The following is a 20,678-nucleotide window of genomic DNA, read 5'->3' as shown; positions in this document are numbered from 1 at the left end:
GGGCCGATGCGGATCGGAGAGCTGGCCAGGCGAGCGGGTGTGAGCACCCGGGCCCTGCGCTACTACGAGCAGCAGGGGCTGCTCCCGGCCCGGAGGTCGTCCAACGGCTACCGGGAGTACGACGAGTCCGACCTGAAGCTCGTCACCGAGATCCGCTCCCTGATCACGGTGGGGTTCACCCTCGACGACGCCCGTCCCTTCGTGGAGTGCCTGCGAGCGGGCAACCACGCGGGAAACGCCTGCCCCGAATCCGTCGAGGTCTACCGGCGCAAGCTCGCCGAGATCGACGAGCAGATCCGCACCCTGCTCGGCCGAAGGGCCGAGGTCGCCGCACAGCTCTCCGAGGCGTGCCCCGGATGCGTGCTCAAAACTGGAGTAACCACATGATCACACTGACCGCCGAGAACTTCGACGAGCAGGTCCTCGCGAGCGACAAGCCCGTCCTGGTGGACTTCTGGACCGAGTGGTGCCCGCCTTGCCGCATGGTGGCGCCGATCCTGGAGGAGATCGCCCGCGAGTACGGCGAGCGGCTGACCGTGGCCAAGCTGAACGCCGAGGAGTTCCCCGAGATCGCCGCCCGCTACGACGTGATGGGCTTCCCCACGCTGAACCTCTACCGGAACGGCGAGGTGGTCCGCCAGATCCTCGGCGCCAGGCCCAAGCGCCTGCTGCTCGCCGAGCTGGACGGCCAGTTCTGATCCACCTCGCGGGCCGCGCGAGCGAGTTTGTCGGCCCGAGCCGATAGCGTGCCCCGCATGACCAAGACGCAGAAGCTCGGTTACCGCTGTGCCGAGTGCGGGTGGCGGGCCGCCAAATGGGTGGGCCGCTGCGGCGAGTGCCAGGCGTGGGGCACGGTCGACGAAGAGGGCGCGCGTGCGGGGGTCCACGTCGTCCAGGGCGGCGCGGTGTCCGCCCCCGCGCTGCCGATCAGCCAGGTCACGGCCGAGTTCGCCCAAGCACGCACCACCGGCATCGGCGAGCTCGACCGGGTGCTCGGGGGCGGCCTCGTGCCCGGCGCGGTCGTCCTGCTGGCCGGCGAGCCCGGCATCGGCAAGTCCACGCTCCTGCTGGAGGCCGCCGCCAGCACGGCCCGCCACGACACCGTGCTCTACGTCACAGGCGAGGAGTCCGCCGCCCAGGTGCGCATGCGCGCCGACCGCATCGGCGCCATCCAGGACCAGCTCTACCTGGCGGCCGAGACCGACCTCGCCGCGCTGGTCAGCCACGTCGAGAAGGTCCAGCCCCGGCTGCTCATCGTCGACTCGGTGCAGACCATCGGCTCCTCGGCGGCCTCAGGCGTCCCAGGCGGGGTCTCGCAGGTGCGCGAGGTCACGGGCAACCTCGTCCGCCTGGCCAAGGAGCGCGGCATGTCCACCGTGCTGGTGGGCCACGTCACCAAAGACGGCTCGATCGCCGGCCCGCGCGTTCTGGAGCACCTGGTCGACGTGGTGCTGCACTTCGAGGGCGACCGCCACTCCCGGCTGCGCATGGTCAGGTCCATCAAGAACCGCTTCGGCCCCACCGAGGAGGTCGGCTGCTTCGACCTCAACGAGCGCGGCATCCAGGGGCTGCCCGACCCGAGCGGGCTGTTCGTCTCGCGGCGCTCCGAGCCGGTGCCCGGCACCTGCGTCACCGTCACGGTGGAGGGCACCCGTCCGCTCCCCGCCGAGGTGCAGGCCCTCGTGGGGCCCACCGAGGCCCAGCAGCCGCGCCGGTCCTCCTCCGGGCTCGACCCCTTCCGCGTGACGATGATCCTCGCGGTGCTCGAGCGCCGGTTGAACGCCCGGCTGAGCGGCTGCGACGTCTTCACCGCCACCGTGGGCGGCATCCGGCTCAACGACCCCGCCGTCGACCTCGCGGTGATGCTCGCCGTGGCCAGCGCGGCCGGCGACCGGCCCCTGCCGCCCGGCCTGATCGTGCTCGGCGAGGTGGGCCTGGCGGGCGAGCTGCGGCCGGTCAGAGACGTCAGGCGCCGGGTGGCCGAGGCCGCCCGCCTGGGGTTCACCCACGCCCTGGTGCCCGCCGGTTCGCTCGACCAGGAGCCCTCCGCGCTGCCGAGGCCCGACGGGCGCGACGCCCTCCATCCGGTCCCCGTCAGCAGCCCTCCCATCCGCACGACGAACTTTTCCCACGGGTTCGACGTCACAGAGGCTGAGAACGTCTGGGACGCGCTCACGCACGTCACCTGAGCACTGTCCGGGTCCGGTCACCGCTTCGCCGGTAAACTGGGCGACGTCAGCGACCAGCGGGGGCCATGTGGCACACACCAACAAGGGGATCGACGAGCGCCGAAGATCCACCCTTGCCACGCTCGCTCCGGGCACCGAGCTGCGTGACGGCCTGGAGCGCATTCTGCGCGGGCACACCGGTGCCCTCATCGTGCTCGGCTACGACGAGACGGTCGAGATCGTCTGCACGGGCGGGTTCACGCTCGACGTGGAGTTCTCCGCGACCCGCCTGCGCGAGCTGGCCAAGATGGACGGCGCCATCGTGCTCAACCGCGCCGGCAACAAGATCGTGCGCGCGGCGGTCCACCTGGTCCCCGACTCCTCCATTCCCACCAACGAGTCGGGCACCCGGCACCGCACCGCCCAGCGGGTGGCGCGGCAGACCGGTTTTCCGGTGATCTCCATCAGCAAGTCCATGCGCATCATCGCCCTCTACCTCGACGGCATCCGCTATGTCATGGAGGAGTCCGCGGCGATCCTGTCCAAGGCCAACCAGGCCCTGGCGACCCTCGAGCGCTACAAGATGCGCCTCGACGAGGTCTCGGGCACCCTCTCGGCCCTGGAGATCGAAGACCTGGTCACGGCCCGCGACGTCTCCGCGGTGGTGCAGCGGCTCGAAATGGTCCGCCGCATCGCCGGCGAGATCGAGGGGTACGTCGTCGAGCTCGGCACCGACGGCCGCCTGCTCTCCCTGCAGCTGGCCGAGCTGGTCGCCGGCGTCGAGGAGGACCGCGACCTGATCATGCGCGACTACCTCCCCGCCGGGGCCGGACGCCGCCCGCTCCGGGTCTTCGAGTCGCTGGCCGAGCTCGACCGGCTGTCCCCCGGCGACCTGCTCGATCTCACGGCCGTCGCGCGCGTGCTCGGCCACGCGGGCTCCGAGGCCCTCGACGGGCCGGTGAGCCCGCGTGGGTTCCGTTTGCTGGCCAAGGTGCCCCGGCTGCCCGGCAGCGTCGTCGACCGCCTCGTCGACCATTTCGGGGGCCTGCAGAAGCTCCTGGCGGCCAGCACCGAGGACCTCCAGTCGGTGGGCGGGGTCGGCGAGTCCCGGGCGCGCAGCGTGCGCGAGGGGCTGTCGCGCCTCGCCGAGGCCTCCATCTTGGAGCGTTACGTCTGAGTCAGCGCAGGTGGAAGACCACTTTCGAGGTCTTCAGCGACTCCAGCCGGGCCGTCGCGACATAGGTGCCGTCGTGGGCCTTCGGACGGGCGGAGCGGCAGTCGGGCGCCGAACGGTGCCGGTCCCAGTCGACCATACGCACGTGGGGCACCCCGCGCCGCAGACGGCGCATGTCCTTGCCGTCGCCGCTCACGCAGTCGGCCGTCGACCAGACGCGGTCGGAACCCGAGGTGATGCGCACCTCCACGGCGCGCGGCCCGACGTCCACCGTGCAGTCGAGGCGGCCCATGTTGACGACGGTCAGCATGAAACGCGGCGTCCCCTTGCCCGAGTAGACGTCGGACTCGCCGCGCAGGCTGATGACGAGGTCGGGCCTCTGGCACGGGTCGCCGGGGTGGCGGGTGCGGGTCGGGACGGGCGAGGGCGTCGCTTTCACGGAGGGCCGCGCCGAGGGCGCCGCCTTGGCCGTCGCCGTGGGGCTCGGACTGGAGGTCGGCGCGGGTGCCACCGCGCCGCTCGCCCCCGGGCCCGGGTCCTTCGACCCCGCGACCGCGGGCCGAGCCGGCGAGCCCGACCCCAAGCCGCCGGACGCGCTCGTGCAGGCCCATGCGACCACGGCCACCACGACGAGAGCACCGGTGAGCACCGACACCCTGCGGCGCCAGTAGACGTCCGGCCCCTCTACGCCGACGTCACCACGGAACGTGTCCGGATCCATACTCACAGTATGGAGAGTTGTGGACCATCAAGGGTGTCGACCCGCCGATCGCGGAGAACGTGCTGGTTGGAGACGCATGACAGACCGGGGCAGATACGACGACATTGCCGCGTGAACCGAGCCTCGTCGAACTCCCGGCGACTCCACGATCCGTCTGTGAGACTCTCGCGTGGCCCGCGGTGCTTCCAGATGATCGCCACGCCGATCGCCGGGAACCTCCGGTGCGTCCCCAGGTGATCGCCACGCCGATCGCCGGGAACCTCCGGTGCGTCCCCGGGCGAGCGCCTCGCGGGGCGCCGGGAACCTCCGGTGCGTCCCCGGGCGAGCGCCTCGCGGGGCGCCGGCTCGCCTACCATCGACCGTATGACACGTGTGCTGGTCGTCGAGGACGATCCGGCCATCGGTTCTGAGCTGCTGGAGGCGCTCGGCAGCAACGGATACCAGGTGACCCTCGCGACCTCCGGCGGCCAGGCGCTGGAGCGGGTGCGAGACGGCGCGCCCGACCTCATCCTGCTTGATCTCGGGCTGCCCGACGTCGACGGCGTGGCCGTCTGCCGTCGCCTCCGCGGCGCCCTGCCGTTCACCGTGATCGTCGTGCTGACCGCCCGCACCCAGGAGTTCGAGGTGGTGGTCGCGTTGGACGCCGGCGCCGACGACTACCTCACCAAGCCCTTCAGGCTGACCGAGCTGCTCGCCAGGCTCCGCGCGCACCTGCGCCGCCAGACCGCGCCACCGGGGGAACGCACCCTTTCCGTCGGGCTCCTGACCCTCGACCTCCCCGCCCGCCGCGCGTACGTCTCCGGCGAGGCGCTGGCCCTGCGGCCCAAGGAGTTCGACCTGCTCGCGGCGCTGGCGTCCCGCGCGGGCGAGGTCGTGACGCGCGAGCAGCTCATGGACGACGTATGGGACGCCAACTGGTTCGGGCCGACCAAGACCCTCGACGTGCACGTCTTCGCCCTGCGCCGCAAGCTGAGCGAGCACGGCGAGGACCCCCAGCGCATCACGACCCTCAGGGGCCGCGGCTACCGCTACGAGATCGACATTTAGCCGGCTCGGGCCCGGGTCAGGCGGTGGGGAGGAGTAGGCTGAACACCGGCGGTGAGAGCCGGCGAAGGACCAGCCGCCCGCCTTCCGCCTCGGCGAGCGACCGCGCCAGCGCCAGGCCGATGCCGTGTCCCTCCTCGTCGCCGGAGCGGCGCGCGAACACATCGGCCCCCTCGGGGATCCCCGGCCCCTGATCGGCCACCTCGATCGCGACCCCCTCACCGAGGTCGGCCACGTCCACGGTGATCTCGCCCTTCCCGTGCGCGACGGCGTTGTCCAGCAGCACCTGCAAGATCTGCCGGAGCGCCGCCGGCGACGCGGCGACGGCGGGCAGCTCGTCGGGCAGGTTCAGCGCCACGAACCGCCCCTGCGCGGCCAGCCCTCCGTACCAGGTCTCGCGGACCTCTTCCAGGAGCGCCCCGACGTCCAGGCACCGGTCCTGCGCGCCGCTCTCGCGCGTGAGCCGTACGAGATCCTCGATGACCGTACGCAACTGCTCGCCCCGGGCGAGAGCCGTGCGAATGGCGTCCTCGCGCTGGGCCTCCGGGCGGGCCAGGGCGGACTCCAGGCCCAGGAGCATGCCGGTCAGGCGCGTACGGAGCTGGTGGGAGACGTCGGCGCTGAAGGCGCGCTCGCGTTCGAGCACCTCCCCGAGCCGCTGCGCGGTCGACTCCAGGGCGAGGCCCGCGACATCGGCCTCCCGCACGTCCGAGCGGGGGGCGCGGATGGAGAAGTCACCCGCGCCGAGGGCCTGGGCCGCCCGCGTCAGGTGTTCCAGCGGCGCGGCCAGCCGGCTGGACGCGCGCAGCGCGAACACGATCGCCAGGCTGATGACGATCACCGCCAGCCCGGCCATGAGCAGCCACGTCTCGTGTACCCGGTCGGAGACCTCGTCGTACGGCGTGGCGACCCGCACCACGCCCTTGCGCACCTCGTCGGAGGGGATGGGCGCGGAGACCGCCATGAAGCCGTTCTCCACGGCCTCGTGCACGTGGCCGTCCTGGGAGTTGACGGCCAGAGTCGATCTCTTGGGCCCGTCGCCGAACAGCAGGGCGCCATCGGTGGCGTAGACGCCGACGCGGAGCCCGGTGGGCAGCCCCTTGGGCAGCGTGACCGATGCCGTGCCGCTCCTCATCACCTCGTCGGGGATCGCGGCGGCGATCCACGCGGCGTCGCGCCCGAGGGCCGCCGCCGTCTCGTCGTGGTACAACCGCTCGACGGACAGCGCGAGGGGTACCGCGAACAGCGCCACGGCGGGGGCGGCGATGCCCACGATCGCCACCAGCACCCTGCGCCGCAACGGAGTGCTGTGAGGCTCCCGCGTGACACTCCTCATCGGGACGGACTTCCGGAACTCCTCATCCGGACAGGGTCCCAGAAGGCGGGTAAGCGCCCCGCTAACACCCCCTGATCAGGCACTCGAAGGGCAACGGCGGAAAGGTAAGGGGTGCGATAACCGGGCTTTGACCCGCATCACACGAGCGGCTGTCTACGGTGGCGCACATGGCTTCCCAGACCGCGACGCGGCCTCTCCTCACCGCCCCTGCCTGCCTATGAGCACCTGGGGGCAGGTGACGCGAACGGGCGTGGGCCGGGGTCCACAGGATCTAGGCTCGACGTCGTGGGAACCGGACTGCATGCCCCCATCCTCGACTGGTACGCCGAGAAGGCCCGAGACCTTCCCTGGCGACGACCGGGCGCGAGCCCCTGGTCGATCCTGGTCAGCGAGATCATGCTCCAGCAGACCCCTGTGGCCCGCGTCCTGCCGATCTGGACCGAGTGGATGGAGCGCTGGCCCACGCCCGCCACGCTGGCCGCCGAGCCGCCCGGTGAGGCCGTACGCCACTGGGGGCGCCTCGGATACCCCCGCCGCGCCCTCAACCTGCACGCGTGCGCCCGAGCCGTCACCACGGAGCACGACGGGGAGGTCCCGTCGTCCTACGACGAGCTGCGCAGGCTCCCCGGCATCGGCGACTACACGGCGGCCGCCGTGGCGAGCTTCGCGTTCGGCCGCAGCCACGCCGTCCTGGACACCAACGTGCGGCGGGTGCTGGCACGCGCGGTGCGCGGCGAGGAGTATCCCCCGAAGGCCACCACGACGGCCGAGCGCAAGCTGGCCGAGTCGCTGCTGCCCGCCCTGGACGCCCCGCGCTGGGCGGTCGCCGTCATGGAGCTCGGGGCGCTGGTCTGCACCGCTCGCGCGCCCCGCTGTGCCGACTGTCCCGTGGCCGGCCTCTGCGCCTGGCGCCTTGCGGGCCGTCCGGCCTACGACGGCCCCGAGCGGCGCGGCCAGACGTACGCGGGCACTGACCGGCAGTGCCGGGGGCGGTTGCTGGCGGTTCTCAGGGAGGCCCACGGCGCGGTGCCCAAGGCCGCGCTCGACGTCGTCTGGGCCGATGCGGTGCAACGGGAGCGGGCTCTGGACGGCCTTGTCGCCGACGGACTGGCCGAAGCGCTGGCCGAGGGCACCTACCGGCTGCCCGTCTGAGCTATTACGGCGTGCCGTTCTGGGTCACTACGGCGTGCCGGTCCGAGTGGTCACGCCGGCCGCCTCGCTGCGGACTCGGTGATCACGCCGGTCGCCTTGGTATGACGGTCATCTCAACCGCCGCGCGCGTCCCTGACGCGGCGGGGTGGCCGGTCAGGCGGCGAGCTTGAGGCCGAGGGCGGTGAGGTTGCGGCGGGTCCAGTCGAGCTCGTCGGCGAGCGTGGCCACGAGCGCGGCCGGGCCCTTGCCCTTCGCGGGCGACGCCAGGCCGTGCGCCTCCACCTCGATGTGGGCGCCGCCGATCATGGGGCCCGACAGGATCGCGGCCAGGGTGTTCTCCAGGATCGACTCGGTGCCGGGGACCTCGCCGGTGTGGTTGTGCACGTGGCCGAGCTTGACCACGGAGGCTCCCGCCGCGGCCACCCCGCGCAGGGCCGCACCGGGCTCCTCGACACCGCAGGTCAGGTGGCAGGCGTCCAGGCAGACCCCGAGGTACTCGGAGTCGATGCCGCACACGCGCTCCACGGCCTGCTCGGTGGTCTCGAGCACGCACCCCGGCCACGGCTGGAATCCCACCCTGATGGTCTTGCCGGTCACGCTGTGCAGGCCGCGGAGCTCGCGCGAGAGCCGGTCGAGCCGCCGGGACGCGATGGCGTGCAGGTCTGAGGGCCAGTCGCGCCGCCAGCCGATGGGGATCGTCGAGATGCTCCCGAAGCGGACATCCTCGGGGAGCAGGAAGGCGAGGATCTTCGCGAGGGCCATCGTGTAGCGGTATCGCTCGGGCTTGGCCCAGTCGGGGCCGGGGCTCTCCTGCCCCATCCCCCGGCCGCCCGCCCCGTTCAGGCTGACGACCTCCAGGCCGCGCTCCTCCAGGGAGCGGCGCAGCCGTACGAGCTCGATGCGGTCGGCGATGAGGTGGTCGGCGACGCCGGGCGCCAGCCAGAGGCCGATGCCGAGCCGGTCGACGCCGAGCCGTTTCCGCACGGGAACGGCGTAACGGGTGAGATGGGCGATCAGGTTCTCCAGGTCCTCCGCGGGGTGAACGCCCGCGTTGTAGGACAGGTGAACGAGCGTGCCGTCCTCATGACACAGGCGCATTCGGTGCCTCCCAGGCGTACTACGCTTCGGACCTCATCGCTTCACGTGGCCGGCATGGCCACATGAGGCAGGGGTCCCCTACATGCCGGGAATCCGGCCTTGGCCTGCCCGAGTCTGCCCGGTGGGCACCGAACCCGCGTCCCTCCGGCAGCGGATGCCCCGCTACACCGACGGGTGGATCTCGGCGATGTGCACCGTACTCAGTGGATCTTGTGAGCCACCTGGTCGAGACTTGGCCCGATTCGCTCTACGGAGTGTAGTACTACCTTCGGTGGTGTCATAGCGAATCGGACCAATGTGATCTCACGAAATACGAAAGACCCCTCGTGAGGTGCTCTCACGAGGGGTCCCTTCGAACCTGCCGGTCGGCAGGCGCGGTCAAGACGACCGCGCCTCGCCTTACGGCGGCGTGTTACGGGCGCGTGCGGTCGGCCGGTCCGGCAGAGGCGCCGGCGCGGGTGCTCGCGTCCTCCACGATCGCCGCCGCGGAGTCCGGGATCTCCGGCTGTGCCCGCTGCTCACCGTTGAAGGTGAACGTGGCCTCGTCGCCCTCGCCCTCGATCGCGATCTTGACGACCTGACCGGGACGCAGGTCGCCGTACAGGATCTTCTCCGACAGCGAGTCCTCCAGCTCACGCTGGATGGTGCGGCGGAGCGGACGGGCGCCGAGGACCGGGTCGTAACCACGCTCGGCCAGAAGCTGCTTGGCCTCCGGCGTGAGCTCCATGCTCATGTCGCGGTCCTTCAGACGCGCGTCCACCTGCGCGAGCATCAGATCGACGATCTTGATGATCTCGGCCGGCGTGAGCTGGTGGAAGACCACGGTGTCATCGACACGGTTGAGGAACTCGGGCCGGAAGTGCTGCTTGAGCTCCTCCTGGACCTTCGACTTCATCCGGTCGTAGTTGCCCTCGACGTCGTTGTTCTTCGCGAACCCGACCCCGATGCCCTTGGAGATGTCACGGGTGCCGAGGTTGGTCGTCATGATGATGACGGTGTTCTTGAAGTCGACGACCCGCCCCTGGGCGTCGGTCAGGCGACCGTCTTCCAGGATCTGCAGCAGCGAGTTGAAGATGTCCGGGTGGGCCTTCTCGATCTCGTCGAACAGGACCACGGAGAACGGCTTGCGCCGCACCTTCTCGGTCAGCTGGCCGCCCTCTTCGTACCCGACGTAGCCGGGAGGGGAGCCGAACAGCCGGGAGACGGTGTGCTTCTCCATGAACTCGGACATGTCCAGCATGATCAGCGCGTCCTCGTCCCCGAAGAGGAACTCGGCCAGCGCCTTGGACAGCTCGGTCTTACCGACACCGGACGGGCCGGCGAAGATGAACGAACCACCCGGACGGCGCGGGTCCTTCAGACCGGCGCGCGTGCGGCGGATCGCCCGGGACAGACCCTTGATGGCGTCGTCCTGACCGATGATGCGCTTGTGCAGCTCGTCCTCCATGCGGAGCAGGCGCTGCGACTCCTCCTCGGTCAGCTTGAAGACCGGGATGCCGGTGGCCGTCGCGAGGACCTCGGCGATGAGCTCCTCGGTGACCTCGGCGACGACATCCATGTCGCCGGCCTTCCACTCCTTCTCGCGCCTGTCGCGCTTGAGCTGGAGCTGCTTCTCCTGGTCACGGAGGGCCGCCGCCTTCTCGAAGTCCTGCGCGTCGATCGCGGACTCCTTGTCGCGGCGCACCTGCGCGATCTTCTCGTCGAACTCGCGGAGGTCCGGCGGCGCGGTCATGCGGCGGATGCGCATGCGCGAGCCGGCCTCGTCGATGAGGTCGATCGCCTTGTCCGGCAGGAACCGGTCGCTGATGTAACGGTCGGCCAGCTGGGCCGCCGCCACCAGGGCCGCGTCGGTGATCGTCACGCGGTGGTGGGCCTCGTAACGGTCGCGCAGACCCTTGAGGATCTCGATCGTGTGGCTGAGCGAGGGCTCGGCCACCTGGATCGGCTGGAAACGGCGCTCTAGCGCGGCGTCCTTCTCCAGGTGCTTGCGGTACTCATCGAGCGTGGTCGCGCCGATGGTCTGCAGCTCGCCCCGGGCCAGCATCGGCTTCAGGATGCTGGCGGCGTCGATCGCGCCCTCGGCGGCACCCGCACCGACCAGCGTGTGAAGCTCGTCGATGAACAGGATGATGTCGCCGCGCGTGCGGATCTCCTTGAGCACCTTCTTGAGGCGCTCCTCGAAGTCACCGCGGTAGCGGGAACCGGCGACCAGCGCGCCCAGGTCGAGGGTGTAGAGCTGCTTGTCCTTGAGGGTCTCGGGCACCTCGCCCTTGACGATCTTCTGGGACAGGCCCTCGACCACGGCGGTCTTGCCGACGCCGGGCTCGCCGACCAGGACGGGGTTGTTCTTGGTCCTGCGGGACAGGACCTGCATGACCCGCTCGATCTCCTTGTCGCGCCCGATCACCGGGTCAAGCTTGCCCTCGCGGGCGGCCTGGGTCAGGTTGCGGCCAAACTGGTCCAGCACAAGGGAGGTCGACGGAGCCGACTCCTGCGGGCCACCGGCGGCCGCGGGCTCCTTGCCCTGGTAGCCGTGGAGCAACTGGATGACCTGCTGCCGGACGCGGTTGAGGTCGGCGCCAAGCTTCACCAGCACCTGAGCGGCCACGCCCTCGCCCTCACGGATGAGGCCGAGGAGGATGTGCTCGGTGCCGATGTAGTTGTGACCCAGCTGCAAGGCCTCGCGGAGCGACAGCTCAAGGACCTTCTTGGCGCGCGGGGTGAAAGGAATGTGCCCCGACGGCGCCGACTGCCCCTGGCCGATGATCTCCTCGACCTGCTGGCGCACACCCTCAAGACTGATGCCCAGGCTCTCAAGCGCCTTGGCCGCCACGCCTTCGCCCTCATGGATCAAGCCAAGAAGAATGTGCTCAGTGCCGATGTAGTTGTGGTTGAGCATCCGGGCCTCTTCTTGGGCCAGGACGACAACCCGCCGTGCGCGGTCAGTGAACCTTTCGAACATCTCGTCGCTCCCTCACAGAGCGGTCAGGCAGCTCGGGATATCCGGGCCCGCCGCATCCGCATGCTAGCCCCGACCGGTGACCGCTCATTACAGGAGACGTTCCCCGAGAGCAGGGCGTTCACGCTCCATCCAACTACTGTTGGGGGGTCACATGTTCCCGCTACGCCGCAAGCGAACGACGTTTAACTTCGCCGATTTACGTGAACCCCTCGGCCGCACCCCGGACGATCACGCTCGGATAACACGATCATGCGGCTATGACGGCGATTGATGACCCAACGCCGCCATAGCCGAGTGATCACAAAGGGCTCGTCAGTGTGCCGCTTCGTACTGCTCCACCACGGAGGAGGCAATACGGCCGCGCTCACTCACGGAGATCCCGTGGGCCTTGGCCCACGCGCGGATCTCCGAGCTCTTTTCCCGGGACGGACGCTGGCCGCCACCGCGCTTACGGCCGCGCGTGGAGCCGCCCTCGGCCCTACGGGCTCCGGAGACGAAAGAGGACAGCGCCTCGCGCAGCTTCTTGGCGTTGTCGCCGCTCAGGTCAATCTCGTAAGCGGAGCCGTCAATCGCGAAGGTGACTGTCTCATTGGCCTCGCCACCATCGAGGTCGTCGATGAGTATCTTCTGGATCTGCGTGGCCATCTGGCAATCCTTTCGCAGAGCATTGTTCGATTCGCCAGCTAAACATATACCCGGTAACCCTGGCTGACAATTCAAGGAACCTGTGGATTCACGGGGAACACGGCACCGGACCTGCCGGGTCAGTCGGAAGAAGCCTCCGACGACTTCGCCGAGGCTTCCGCCTCCCGCCGCCTGCCCTCCGCTTCGGAACGCATCAGCTTCACGACGCCGATGATGACCACCGCGGCGACTACCGCTGGTGGTATCAACGCGGACAATACATCGTTCATTGATCCTCGCTCCACGCGGGGGGTGGCATTCACCGGTCCCCCACGTTAATTGTCACACGAGACTCCCTGAGCCCGTACCACGGTTGCCTGATCGGGGAGTCAGGATCCGACTCTATCCCCACAGGAGGTCAGCGCGTGTTGCGGGGCGGCGGTCCATACCCGCCGAAGGACCGTTCCAGAGCATTCTCCGTCTCTCCAGCCGTCTTACCGGATGCCCCAGGAAAGGTGATCCCCTGAAAACACGGACGGGACGGCCGCAGTGCGACCGCCCCGCCCATAAAGCTGATCTCAGCGTGGTGCCTTGACGACAACGGTGCCCGCCAGCTTGTCGTGCAGGCCCTGCTGCAGCGGCTTGTCGGTGAGGATTAGCACGCCCAGCACGAGGACGAAGATGGACGAGAGCCATCCCAGCAAGGGAATGCCGTAGAGAACCATCACGCTCGGGAAGATAGCGGAACGCTTCATCACCAGGGACGAATCCAGGGGCCCGCCGCCGAGTGCGGCAAGACGGATCTTCATCACCTTCTTGCCGAGGGTCTGACCGTCCTTGGAATGCAGCACATAGTCATAGGCGGCATACGCGCCGAACGCGATGATCCCCGCCAGCAGGCCGGGGAGCACGTATGACCCCGCCAGCGTCGGGTTCGCGAGGATGTCCGCCGCCGAGGGCACGAAGATCGCCGACAGGATGGCGGTCAGGATCCCGTAGACGATGCCGAAGATCACATTGTCGATGATCCGGGCGACGAGGCGCTCCCACCACTCGGCGAGCGGGGCGGGCACTCCCTGGGGAAGCGGCGCGCCCTGCGGAGCGCCATAGGGCGGCGGAGCGCCGTAGGGGTTGCCGTAGTCCCCACCCTGGGGGTTGCCGTAGGGCTGGCCGGGAGGCGGCGGAGGCTGGTAGGGATTACCGGGGGGTGGTTCTGCCGTCATTAGAGCACCTTTCGCGACAGGCGTAGGAAGCTGCGGTTCGTGCAAGGTCCTATCGCATGTACGTGTATGTCCGTTACCGGTACGCCGACTTCGTCACCGGGGTCCCCGGAGCCTGCCGTTCGCCTCTTCCATGAGCACTGCGCTGGAGTTCAGGTGCGGTTTTTCCGGGATTTTCACGGACGGGTTGCCTGAGGGTCTCACGGATCGCGCCAAGGGTCTCGCGAACGGTACGCGAGGGGCGTCGTGGACAGAATGCGACGGCGGGAGCAGACGCCCCACGGGTGGACGCGGGCAGGAAAAAGGGCCGGAGGACGGCATCCCCCGGCCCTTTCGCCGGCCTTACTTGATCTTGACGACGATGGTGCTCGCGGCCTTGTCGTGAAGGCACTGCTGGAGCGGCTTGTCCCAGAACTGCCAGAGCACGTTCACCAGGTAGAAGATCCAGCCGACCCAGCTCACCAGAGGAATCCACTGGAGAAGCTGCGGCGGTCCCCAGAGGACGGCCGCCCGCTTGATCGCCGTGTCGGTCTTCAGGCCGCCGGCGTCCAGCGTGCCGCCCACCGCGACGACCTTGATGCCCATCACGATCTTGCCGACCGTCTGGCCGCGCTGCTTGAGCATCAGGAACTCGTAGGCGATCCACGTGGCGCCGACGAGCAGCGAGTTCAGCAGCAACGCGAGGAAGGCCCCGCCTCCGGGAGTGACCGCTCCCGTGTTGACGTCGAAGCTGGCCGAAGTCACGAGGATCGCCGTCAGCGCGATGTTGATGATCAACCACGGGATCCCGAGGATCACCCCGTCGATGATGCGGGCGACCAGGCGCTGCCACCACTCAGCCAGAGGCGCCGGCGCGCCCGGGGGCTGCACGCCCGCCGGAGCGTACGGCTGCTGGTAGCCGCCCTGCGGGTAACCCGGCTGGCCGTAGCCCTGCGGGGCGTACCCCTGCTGGCCGTACTGCGGCTGCTGGCCATAGGCGGCCTGCTGCTGCCCGTACTGCGGCTGACCGTACTGCTGGTCGCCGTAGCCCTGCTGGCCGTACTGCTGCTGACCGTACTGCTGCTGACCGTACGGGGCCTGCTGGCCGTACGCCTGCTGCTGGTCCTGGCCGGGCTGCTGGCCGTAACCCTGCTGGCCGTACTGCGACTGCTGACCGTAGGCGCCCTGCTGGCCATACTGCTGCTGGCCGTACGCCTGCTGCTGGTCATAACCGGGCTGCTGGCCATAGCCCTGCTGCCCCTGCTGGCCGTACTGCGGCTGCTGGCCGTACGCTCCGGTGCCGCCCTGCGCCCCGTAGGCTCCTTGCTGGCCGTACTGCTGGCCGGAACTCGGCTGCGAGTCCTGCTGACCCTGCTGGCCCTGCTGGCCATATGCCTGCTGACCCTGCTGACCGTACGGCTGCTGGGGGTAGCCCTGGCCGTACGCTCCGGTGCCGCTCTGCTGCCCGTAAGCCCCCTGCTGGCCGTACGGCTGCTGCCCGTAGGACTGCTGGCCGTAGGACTGCTGGCCGTAGCTGTTCTCTGATGTCGGCTGGGGACGGTGAACGACCGTCACCTCCGGATCTGCGCCCGGGAGGGGCCGATCGGCGTTGTGCTGCTGCCCATATTGCGGAGATCCGGATGACGATTGATCGTCGTCCGGCTCGTCCCGTGGGTACGGCGGCTGTCCGGTGCTCACCGTGTCACCTCACTTCGGCTTCGCATGCGGCATGTCAGACACACATGCTGTGGTGTTGCCCAACGTAGCGACAGTGGCATCAGCAGTCACCTTTCCATCGCGTCATCCTGGAGGTCAAGATCGCGGGATCAGATGGAGAAGCATGCGCGTGTTACCGAGAGTGTTCGGCTTTACGTGTTCCAGATCGAGGAACTCGGCCACGCCCTCATCGTAGGAGTCGAGCAACTCGGCGTACACCTCCGGAGACACCGGAGTGCCCTGGACCTCCTCGAACCCGTGCTTGGCGAAGAATCCGACCTCGAAGGTGAGGCAGAAGACCCTCTGCAAACCTAGCTCCCGCGCGGTGTCCAGCAGCGCCGCCACGATCATGTGGCCGATGCCGAGGCCGCGGCAGCTCACGTCGACGGCGACGGTGCGGATCTCCGCGAGGTCCTCCCAGAGCACGTGCAGCGCCCCGCAGCCCACCACGACACCGTCGCTCTCGGCGACCCAGAACTCCTGGACGTCCTCGTAGAGGGTGACGGTCGACTTGCGCAGCAAGCGGGGGCCGTCGCCGGAATAGGTGTCGACCAGTCGCCTGATGGTCCGGACATCGGGAGTGCGGGCTCGCCTGACGACGAGCGTGCTGCCGGCGCGTACGGGCTCCACGACCTGCTCCATGACCGGCCAGCGTATCCGGCCTACGACGGCCCGGCTTTTCCGGCTGTGCCGGTTCGCGCGCCATAACGGACGGACCCAAAACCCCTTCCGTCCCCACTGCTGTCGCGCTGGGTAGCCGAGCGAGTGCCGTGCGTCGAAATCCATGGCCTTGTCGACATTTCATAGCCGATGCGGTGACGGACCTGCGATTTTCTGCGGCAAGTGACCCCCAAAGACCAGTAAACCCAGGGTAACGTGGGCCCGTCGTCGCAGCGGGCGTGATCTTCTCGTGACACGCCGGTTGTGAAACCTCAACAGAATTCGCAGTTCTGGTTGAGCAGGAACCTCGACTGCACTAGTGTCCAGCGTCAATGTCGGTCATCGCGCAGCGGTGGCTGAAACCGCCTAATCCCGGCCACATCCAAAGTGGCGGGGAGCCGGGGACCCAATGGTGAGACACGGGGCACACCCCGGCGAACCACCACCCCTGGGGTGAATCCGAGAGGGAGGCATCGCGATCCTCCATGGTCACGCACTCGGTAGGGCTACTCCGGCCCGAACCCGTCAGCTAACCCGGTAGGCGGCCGAGGAGAGGAGCTTGTTGGTGCAGCCTAGGCGCACGCCCGGAAAGAGCGAAGGCAGGCATGCCCGCTCCCGAGAGCGGAGCCCGCGTTCCTGGCTCGGCACGGTCATGGGAGCGCCCAAGCGCCTCCCACGCCGTATCGCGCTCGTCACCGTCACCCTGACGGCCGTGACCTTCGGGTCGCCGCTGATGACCGCGACCGCCGATCCCAAGCCCAGCCTGAACCAGCTGAAGACCCAGGTCGAGCACCTCTACAACCAGATCGAGTCACTCACCGAGCAGTACAACGGCCAGAAGGAGCGCCTCAAGCAGGCGCAGCGTTCCGCCGATCTCGCCAAGAAGACGCTGGCCAAGAGCCAGACCGATCTGGAGGAGAAGCGCCGCAAGGCCGGGCTGTACGCGCAGGACGCCTACATGACCGGCGGCATCGACTCCTCGCTGGCCCTCGCCATGTCCGGCGACCCCGCCGGCTACCTCGACCGTGCGGCCACCACCTACGCCCTCCAACTGCAGCAGGGCGAGGAGGTCTCGCAGATCACCAAGGCCATGGACATGGCCGAGCGCGCCAAGGCGAGCGCCAAGGCCCGCGAGGTCGAGGTCAAAAAGCTCGTCACCGACCTGTCGTCCCAGCGCGACAAGATCCGCGCCCTGGTCTCCAAGACCGAGAGCAGCCTGTTCAAGCGGGCTCTGTCCCAGGCCGGCCAGTCGTTCGGCAGGGCGACGAAGATCGACATCCCGATCCCGGGTCAGGGCAAGGCCGCCGAGGCCGCCAAGTGGGCGCTGACGCAGCAGCTCAGGCCGTACGTCTGGGGCGCCGCGGGCCCGACCACCTTCGACTGTTCCGGCCTGGTCATGTGGGCCTACCAGAAGGTCGGCATCAGCCTCCCCCACTACACCGGCGACCAGTGGACCGCGGGAACCCACGTGTCCCGGCAGGATCTTCGGCCAGGCGACCTGGTCTTCTTCTACAACGACCTGCACCACGTGGGCATCTACATCGGCGGCGGCATGATGGTGCACGCGCCTCACACCGGTGACGTCGTGCGGGTGGCCCCCCTCGGCAACCGGCCGTTCGCCGGCGGCGTGCGCATCGCCGACTGACCGCCCGAAGGCACCGCCCGCGCCCGCACGGCGCAGAGGAGCCACACGCACGGCACAGGGCAGGCCACACGCACGGCACAGAGCGACACGCGGGCAGGCAGTGGTTCAGGCCTGCCCGCCGCGCACTCCTCGCCGCACGGCCCGCACCATCGGCTAGATGAGCCGGCGACGCGCCGCCCAGGCCACCGCCTCGATGGCGGTGGCGACGCCGATGCGGTCGCAGATGCCCCGGAGGCGGCGCCGCACCGTGCGACCGCTCACATCCAGCCGGCGACCCACCCTGTCGACTGTCACGCCCTTGGCCAACTCGGCGAGCAAAAGAAGATCATCGTCGCTCAATCCCACACCGTCTGATCCCGGGGGAATGTCATTCTCCCGGGAAACCAGATCCGGATACGCCATCGGGTGTCCTCCCCCACGACGAACTCGGCAACATGCTGAATGCTTCGGCCCGCCCGTCAGGAACGGTAAACGCCATCTTGAAAGGTCGTCAAGCGCCGGCCTCGATACGCGTTACGTTCGTGATTGACATACCAGTCCATATGTGAACTACTCATGACATGTCCGCGAACCTATAGGTCTGCCGTACACCGACCGAGATCACGTGGGCACCCGGTCACGGCCCCGGCGAGGCGCGACCACGGTGCTGGTGGGTGGCGGGTTCCCGGCCCCGGCCTCCGGACCTCGGGCACGGATATATGATCAGCGCCTAATTCAGCCTCTGAAATACGGGTCGTTTCATACCTTTTCCGGCTGGACGGCGCGCGACATGCCGCCGGGCCCTGATTTGTCGCTATCGATCACGTCCGGGCGTCGTAATCGGCGCGGACCGCCTCCACGTCCCAGATATGGATCTCCGCCCACCGCTTGATCGCCATCATTACCGGCATGAGCGACGTGCCCAGTGGCGTCAGCTCGTGGCCGACCCGGATGGGCCCCGACGGTGTGACCGTGCGGGTGACGATGCCGTCGCGTTCGAGGCCACGCGGCGTCGTGGGCCCGTGGACGGCTGGTGCTGGCCCCTGAGGCCGCCCGCGGGGCTCAGCTGGTGTTGCGGTTGTAGATGAGGCGCAGGCCGATGAGCGTGAGCCACGGCTCGTGCACGTCGATGGAGCGGGCCTCGTCGACCACCAGCGAGGCGAGGGAGCCCGTGGCCACGACGGTCACGTCGTCGGGGTCGGCGGCGAGCTCGGGCGCCATGCGCTCGACGATGCCGTCGACCTGGCCGGCGAAGCCGTAGATGATGCCCGCCTGGAGTGCCTCGACGGTGTTCTTGGCGATCACCGAGCGCGGCCGTACGAGCTCGACCTTGTGGAGTTGCGCTCCCGCCGCCGCCAGGGCGTCGACCGAGATCTCGATGCCCGGGGCGGTCACCGCGCCGACGTACTCGCCCTTGGCGGAGACCGCGTCGAACGACGTGGCCGTGCCGAAGTCGACGATCACGCACGGCCCGCCGTACAGCGTGATGGCGGCGAGCGCGTTCACGATGCGGTCGCTGCCGACCTCCTTGGGGTTGTCCATGCGCACCGGCACCCCGGTGCGGACGCCGGGCTCCACGATGACGGCGGTGACGTCGCCGTAGTAGCGCCTGCACATCTCGCGCATCTCGTTCAGCACGGAGGGGACCGTCGAGCAGATGGCTATGCCGCTGATGTCCGCGCCCTTGAGCAGGGGGCTCTGGCCGAGCAGCCCCTGGAGGACGACCGCGATCTCGTCGGCGGTGCGCCGCGCGTCGGTGGCGAGGCGCCAGTGCTCGATGACCTCCTCGCCCTCGAACAGGCCGAGCACGGTGTGGGTGTTGCCGACGTCGATCGTTAGCAGCATCAAGCCCCCCGAAGGTCCAGAGCGATGTCGAGTGCGGGCGCCGAGTGGGTCAGCGCGCCGACAGCAAGGTAGTCAACACCGGTTTCGGCCACTTGACGGGCCGATTCCAGGGTGAGTCCTCCGCTGGACTCAAGGCGTGCCCTGCCGTTCACCAGCCGGACGGCGCGCGTCAGCTCCTCAACGGTGAAGTTGTCCAGCAGGATCTCCTCCGCCCCCTCGGCGAGCACCGGTTCGAGCTGGTCGACCCGATCGACCTCCACCTCGATCGGCAGCCCGGGATAGGCCTGTCGCACAGCGCGGAACGCCTCGGCGACCCCACCGGCCGCCACCACGTGATTGTCCTTGATCAAGGCCGCGTCGGAAAGCGACATACGGTGATTGACCCCGCCCCCGCACCGCACGGCGTACTTCTCCAGGGCTCGCAGGCCGGGCAGGGTCTTGCGGCTGTCACGGACGCGCGCGTTCGTCCCCGCCACCGCCTGGACCCAGCGGTGGGTCAGGGTGGCGATGCCGGACAGGTGGGTGAGCAGGTTGAGCGCGGTGCGCTCGGCGGTGAGGAGGTCGCGAGCCGGCCCGGAGACCGTCATCAGCACATCACCGCGCGCGACCCGCTCACCGTCCTTCACGTGGCGCTCGGCGGTCAGGCGTCCCCGGGAGGAGAAGGAGAACACCGCTTCAGCGACCGCGAGCCCGGAGACGACGCCGTCGGCACGCGCCACGACGTCGCCCGCGGCCACCTGGGCTTCGGGGATCGTGGCGATGGTGGTCACGTCGCCTTCCTGGGCCAGGTCCTCGGCGATCGCGGTGCCGACCAAGGCCATGACGGCCGCCGGATCGAGGCCCGCTCCGACGAGCTCGGTCTCGACCTGGTGCGGGAGCATGGTCGTGCGGTCCTCGTCGTGCTGCCGGTAGGTCATGGACAGTCCCTCCTCGGTCAGGGTCACATCGAGGTGCCCCAGCCACCAGGCATCATTTCGCTCGGGGAAGTCCTCACGCCAGTGCGATCCGCGTGTCTCCTCCCGCGCCCGCGCCGCCGTGACGAGCGCGGTGGCCACGGTGAGCAGGTTCGTGGCCTCCCAGGACTCCGTGCAGGGCTCGACGGCCACCGGGGTCCAGCGGGCGTCCAGGAGGCCGCGGGCGACCTCCGACAGGCTGCGCTCGCTCCGCAGCACTCCGGCGCCGCCGCTCATCCGCCCCTGGACGCGCGACCGTACCCGAGGGTCGACCAGCCCGGTGGCCCGCCCGTCCTCGACCGGCTCGCCCGGATCGGCCCGTACGGACGCGGGTTCGGCCGGCGCGGCCCGTACGGACGCGGGTTCGGCCGGCGCGGCCCGTACGGACGCGGGTTCGGCCGG

The 20,678-nt window shown here is 69.3% G+C and carries 19 protein-coding genes, 1 pseudogene and 1 riboswitch; of the genes and pseudogenes, 7 read left to right on the top strand and 13 right to left on the bottom strand.

Features of this window, described 5'->3' with window-relative positions; all coding sequences use genetic code 11:
• Positions 1 to 6: 6 nt before the first annotated feature.
• From AB0O34_RS12140 to disA, 4 genes are all read left to right on the top strand, one after another.
• Complete coding sequence (locus AB0O34_RS12140) at positions 7 to 387, top strand: MerR family transcriptional regulator (protein ID WP_363915369.1); 381 nt, start codon at positions 7 to 9, stop codon at positions 385 to 387.
• On the top strand, positions 384 to 698 hold the full coding sequence (gene trxA / locus AB0O34_RS12135) for a thioredoxin (protein WP_363915368.1): 315 nt from the start codon (positions 384 to 386) through the stop codon (positions 696 to 698). The genes AB0O34_RS12140 and trxA overlap by 4 nt, the downstream gene beginning before the upstream one ends.
• Positions 699 to 755: 57 nt before the next feature.
• Entirely contained in the window at positions 756 to 2,189 is a 1,434-nt protein-coding gene (gene radA / locus AB0O34_RS12130; protein WP_363915367.1) for a DNA repair protein RadA, read from the top strand.
• Between the two features lie 67 nt (positions 2,190 to 2,256).
• On the top strand, positions 2,257 to 3,345 hold the full coding sequence (gene disA / locus AB0O34_RS12125; RefSeq protein ID WP_363915366.1) for a DNA integrity scanning diadenylate cyclase DisA: 1,089 nt from the start codon (positions 2,257 to 2,259) through the stop codon (positions 3,343 to 3,345).
• Between the two features lies 1 nt (position 3,346).
• Here disA and AB0O34_RS12120 read toward each other — a convergent pair whose 3' ends face one another.
• Positions 3,347 to 4,063 carry a hypothetical protein gene (locus AB0O34_RS12120; protein ID WP_363915365.1) on the bottom strand — a complete coding sequence of 239 codons (717 nt, stop codon included), beginning with the start codon at positions 4,061 to 4,063 and terminating at the stop codon, positions 3,347 to 3,349.
• Positions 4,064 to 4,426: 363 nt separating this feature from the next.
• On the opposite strand from AB0O34_RS12120, the gene AB0O34_RS12115 reads away from it, so the two are divergent.
• Complete coding sequence (locus AB0O34_RS12115) at positions 4,427 to 5,110, top strand: response regulator transcription factor (RefSeq protein WP_363915364.1); 684 nt, start codon at positions 4,427 to 4,429, stop codon at positions 5,108 to 5,110.
• Between the two features lie 16 nt (positions 5,111 to 5,126).
• Here the strand turns inward: AB0O34_RS12115 and AB0O34_RS12110 are convergent, their stop codons facing one another.
• On the bottom strand, positions 5,127 to 6,443 hold the full coding sequence (locus AB0O34_RS12110) for a HAMP domain-containing sensor histidine kinase (protein WP_363915363.1): 1,317 nt from the start codon (positions 6,441 to 6,443) through the stop codon (positions 5,127 to 5,129).
• Positions 6,444 to 6,728: 285 nt separating this feature from the next.
• Here AB0O34_RS12110 and AB0O34_RS12105 point away from each other — a divergent pair, with 285 nt between their 5' ends.
• The gene (locus AB0O34_RS12105) at positions 6,729 to 7,595 is read left to right on the top strand and encodes an A/G-specific adenine glycosylase (RefSeq protein ID WP_363915362.1); all 867 of its coding nucleotides are present in this window, start codon (positions 6,729 to 6,731) and stop codon (positions 7,593 to 7,595) included.
• 153 nt (positions 7,596 to 7,748) lie between these two features.
• On the opposite strand, the gene AB0O34_RS12100 is transcribed toward AB0O34_RS12105, so the two are convergent.
• The 7 genes from AB0O34_RS12100 to AB0O34_RS12070 all read right to left on the bottom strand — a co-directional run bounded on the left by AB0O34_RS12100 (position 7,749) and on the right by AB0O34_RS12070 (position 15,824).
• A complete protein-coding gene (locus AB0O34_RS12100; protein WP_363915361.1) occupies positions 7,749 to 8,693 on the bottom strand; it encodes a TIM barrel protein in 945 nt (314 codons plus the stop codon).
• Between the two features lie 412 nt (positions 8,694 to 9,105).
• Entirely contained in the window at positions 9,106 to 11,655 is a 2,550-nt protein-coding gene (locus AB0O34_RS12095; protein ID WP_363915360.1) for an ATP-dependent Clp protease ATP-binding subunit, read from the bottom strand.
• Positions 11,656 to 11,967: 312 nt separating this feature from the next.
• Positions 11,968 to 12,300 (bottom strand): Lsr2 family protein, encoded by a 333-nt coding sequence (locus tag AB0O34_RS12090; protein WP_363915359.1) that lies wholly within the window; start codon positions 12,298 to 12,300, stop codon positions 11,968 to 11,970.
• 119 nt (positions 12,301 to 12,419) lie between these two features.
• Positions 12,420 to 12,569 carry a hypothetical protein gene (locus tag AB0O34_RS12085; protein WP_363915358.1) on the bottom strand — a complete coding sequence of 50 codons (150 nt, stop codon included), beginning with the start codon at positions 12,567 to 12,569 and terminating at the stop codon, positions 12,420 to 12,422.
• Between the two features lie 288 nt (positions 12,570 to 12,857).
• Positions 12,858 to 13,502: an RDD family protein gene (locus tag AB0O34_RS12080; RefSeq protein WP_363915357.1), complete on the bottom strand. Its 645-nt coding sequence runs from the start codon at positions 13,500 to 13,502 to the stop codon at positions 12,858 to 12,860.
• Positions 13,503 to 13,841: 339 nt separating this feature from the next.
• Entirely contained in the window at positions 13,842 to 15,053 is a 1,212-nt protein-coding gene (locus AB0O34_RS12075; protein ID WP_363915356.1) for an RDD family protein, read from the bottom strand.
• Between the two features lie 237 nt (positions 15,054 to 15,290).
• On the bottom strand, positions 15,291 to 15,824 hold the full coding sequence (locus AB0O34_RS12070; protein ID WP_363915355.1) for an amino-acid N-acetyltransferase: 534 nt from the start codon (positions 15,822 to 15,824) through the stop codon (positions 15,291 to 15,293).
• Positions 15,825 to 16,207: 383 nt separating this feature from the next.
• Positions 16,208 to 16,414: riboswitch (cyclic di-AMP (ydaO/yuaA leader) on the top strand.
• Positions 16,415 to 16,419: 5 nt separating this feature from the next.
• On the opposite strand from AB0O34_RS12070, the gene AB0O34_RS12065 reads away from it, so the two are divergent.
• Entirely contained in the window at positions 16,420 to 17,499 is a 1,080-nt protein-coding gene (locus AB0O34_RS12065; RefSeq protein ID WP_363915415.1) for an NlpC/P60 family protein, read from the top strand.
• A gap of 153 nt (positions 17,500 to 17,652) precedes the next feature.
• Here AB0O34_RS12065 and AB0O34_RS12060 read toward each other — a convergent pair whose 3' ends face one another.
• The 4 genes and pseudogenes from AB0O34_RS12060 to nadC all read right to left on the bottom strand — a co-directional run.
• Complete coding sequence (locus AB0O34_RS12060; RefSeq protein ID WP_363915354.1) at positions 17,653 to 17,901, bottom strand: LuxR C-terminal-related transcriptional regulator; 249 nt, start codon at positions 17,899 to 17,901, stop codon at positions 17,653 to 17,655.
• Between the two features lie 398 nt (positions 17,902 to 18,299).
• Positions 18,300 to 18,473 (bottom strand): annotated as a pseudogene (locus AB0O34_RS12055) (winged helix-turn-helix transcriptional regulator); the annotation flags it as partial.
• 67 nt (positions 18,474 to 18,540) lie between these two features.
• Entirely contained in the window at positions 18,541 to 19,323 is a 783-nt protein-coding gene (locus tag AB0O34_RS12050) for a type III pantothenate kinase (protein WP_344932927.1), read from the bottom strand.
• On the bottom strand, positions 19,323 to 20,678 hold a 1,356-nt coding region (nadC, locus tag AB0O34_RS12045; RefSeq protein WP_363915353.1), incomplete at its 5' end, for a carboxylating nicotinate-nucleotide diphosphorylase. The genes AB0O34_RS12050 and nadC, both read right to left, overlap by 1 nt.

The sequence above is a fragment of the Sphaerisporangium sp. NPDC088356 genome, assembly GCF_040685555.1.
Taxonomy (GTDB): Bacteria; Actinomycetota; Actinomycetes; order Streptosporangiales; family Streptosporangiaceae; genus Sphaerisporangium.
This window is presented reverse-complemented; position numbering and strand designations above follow the sequence as displayed.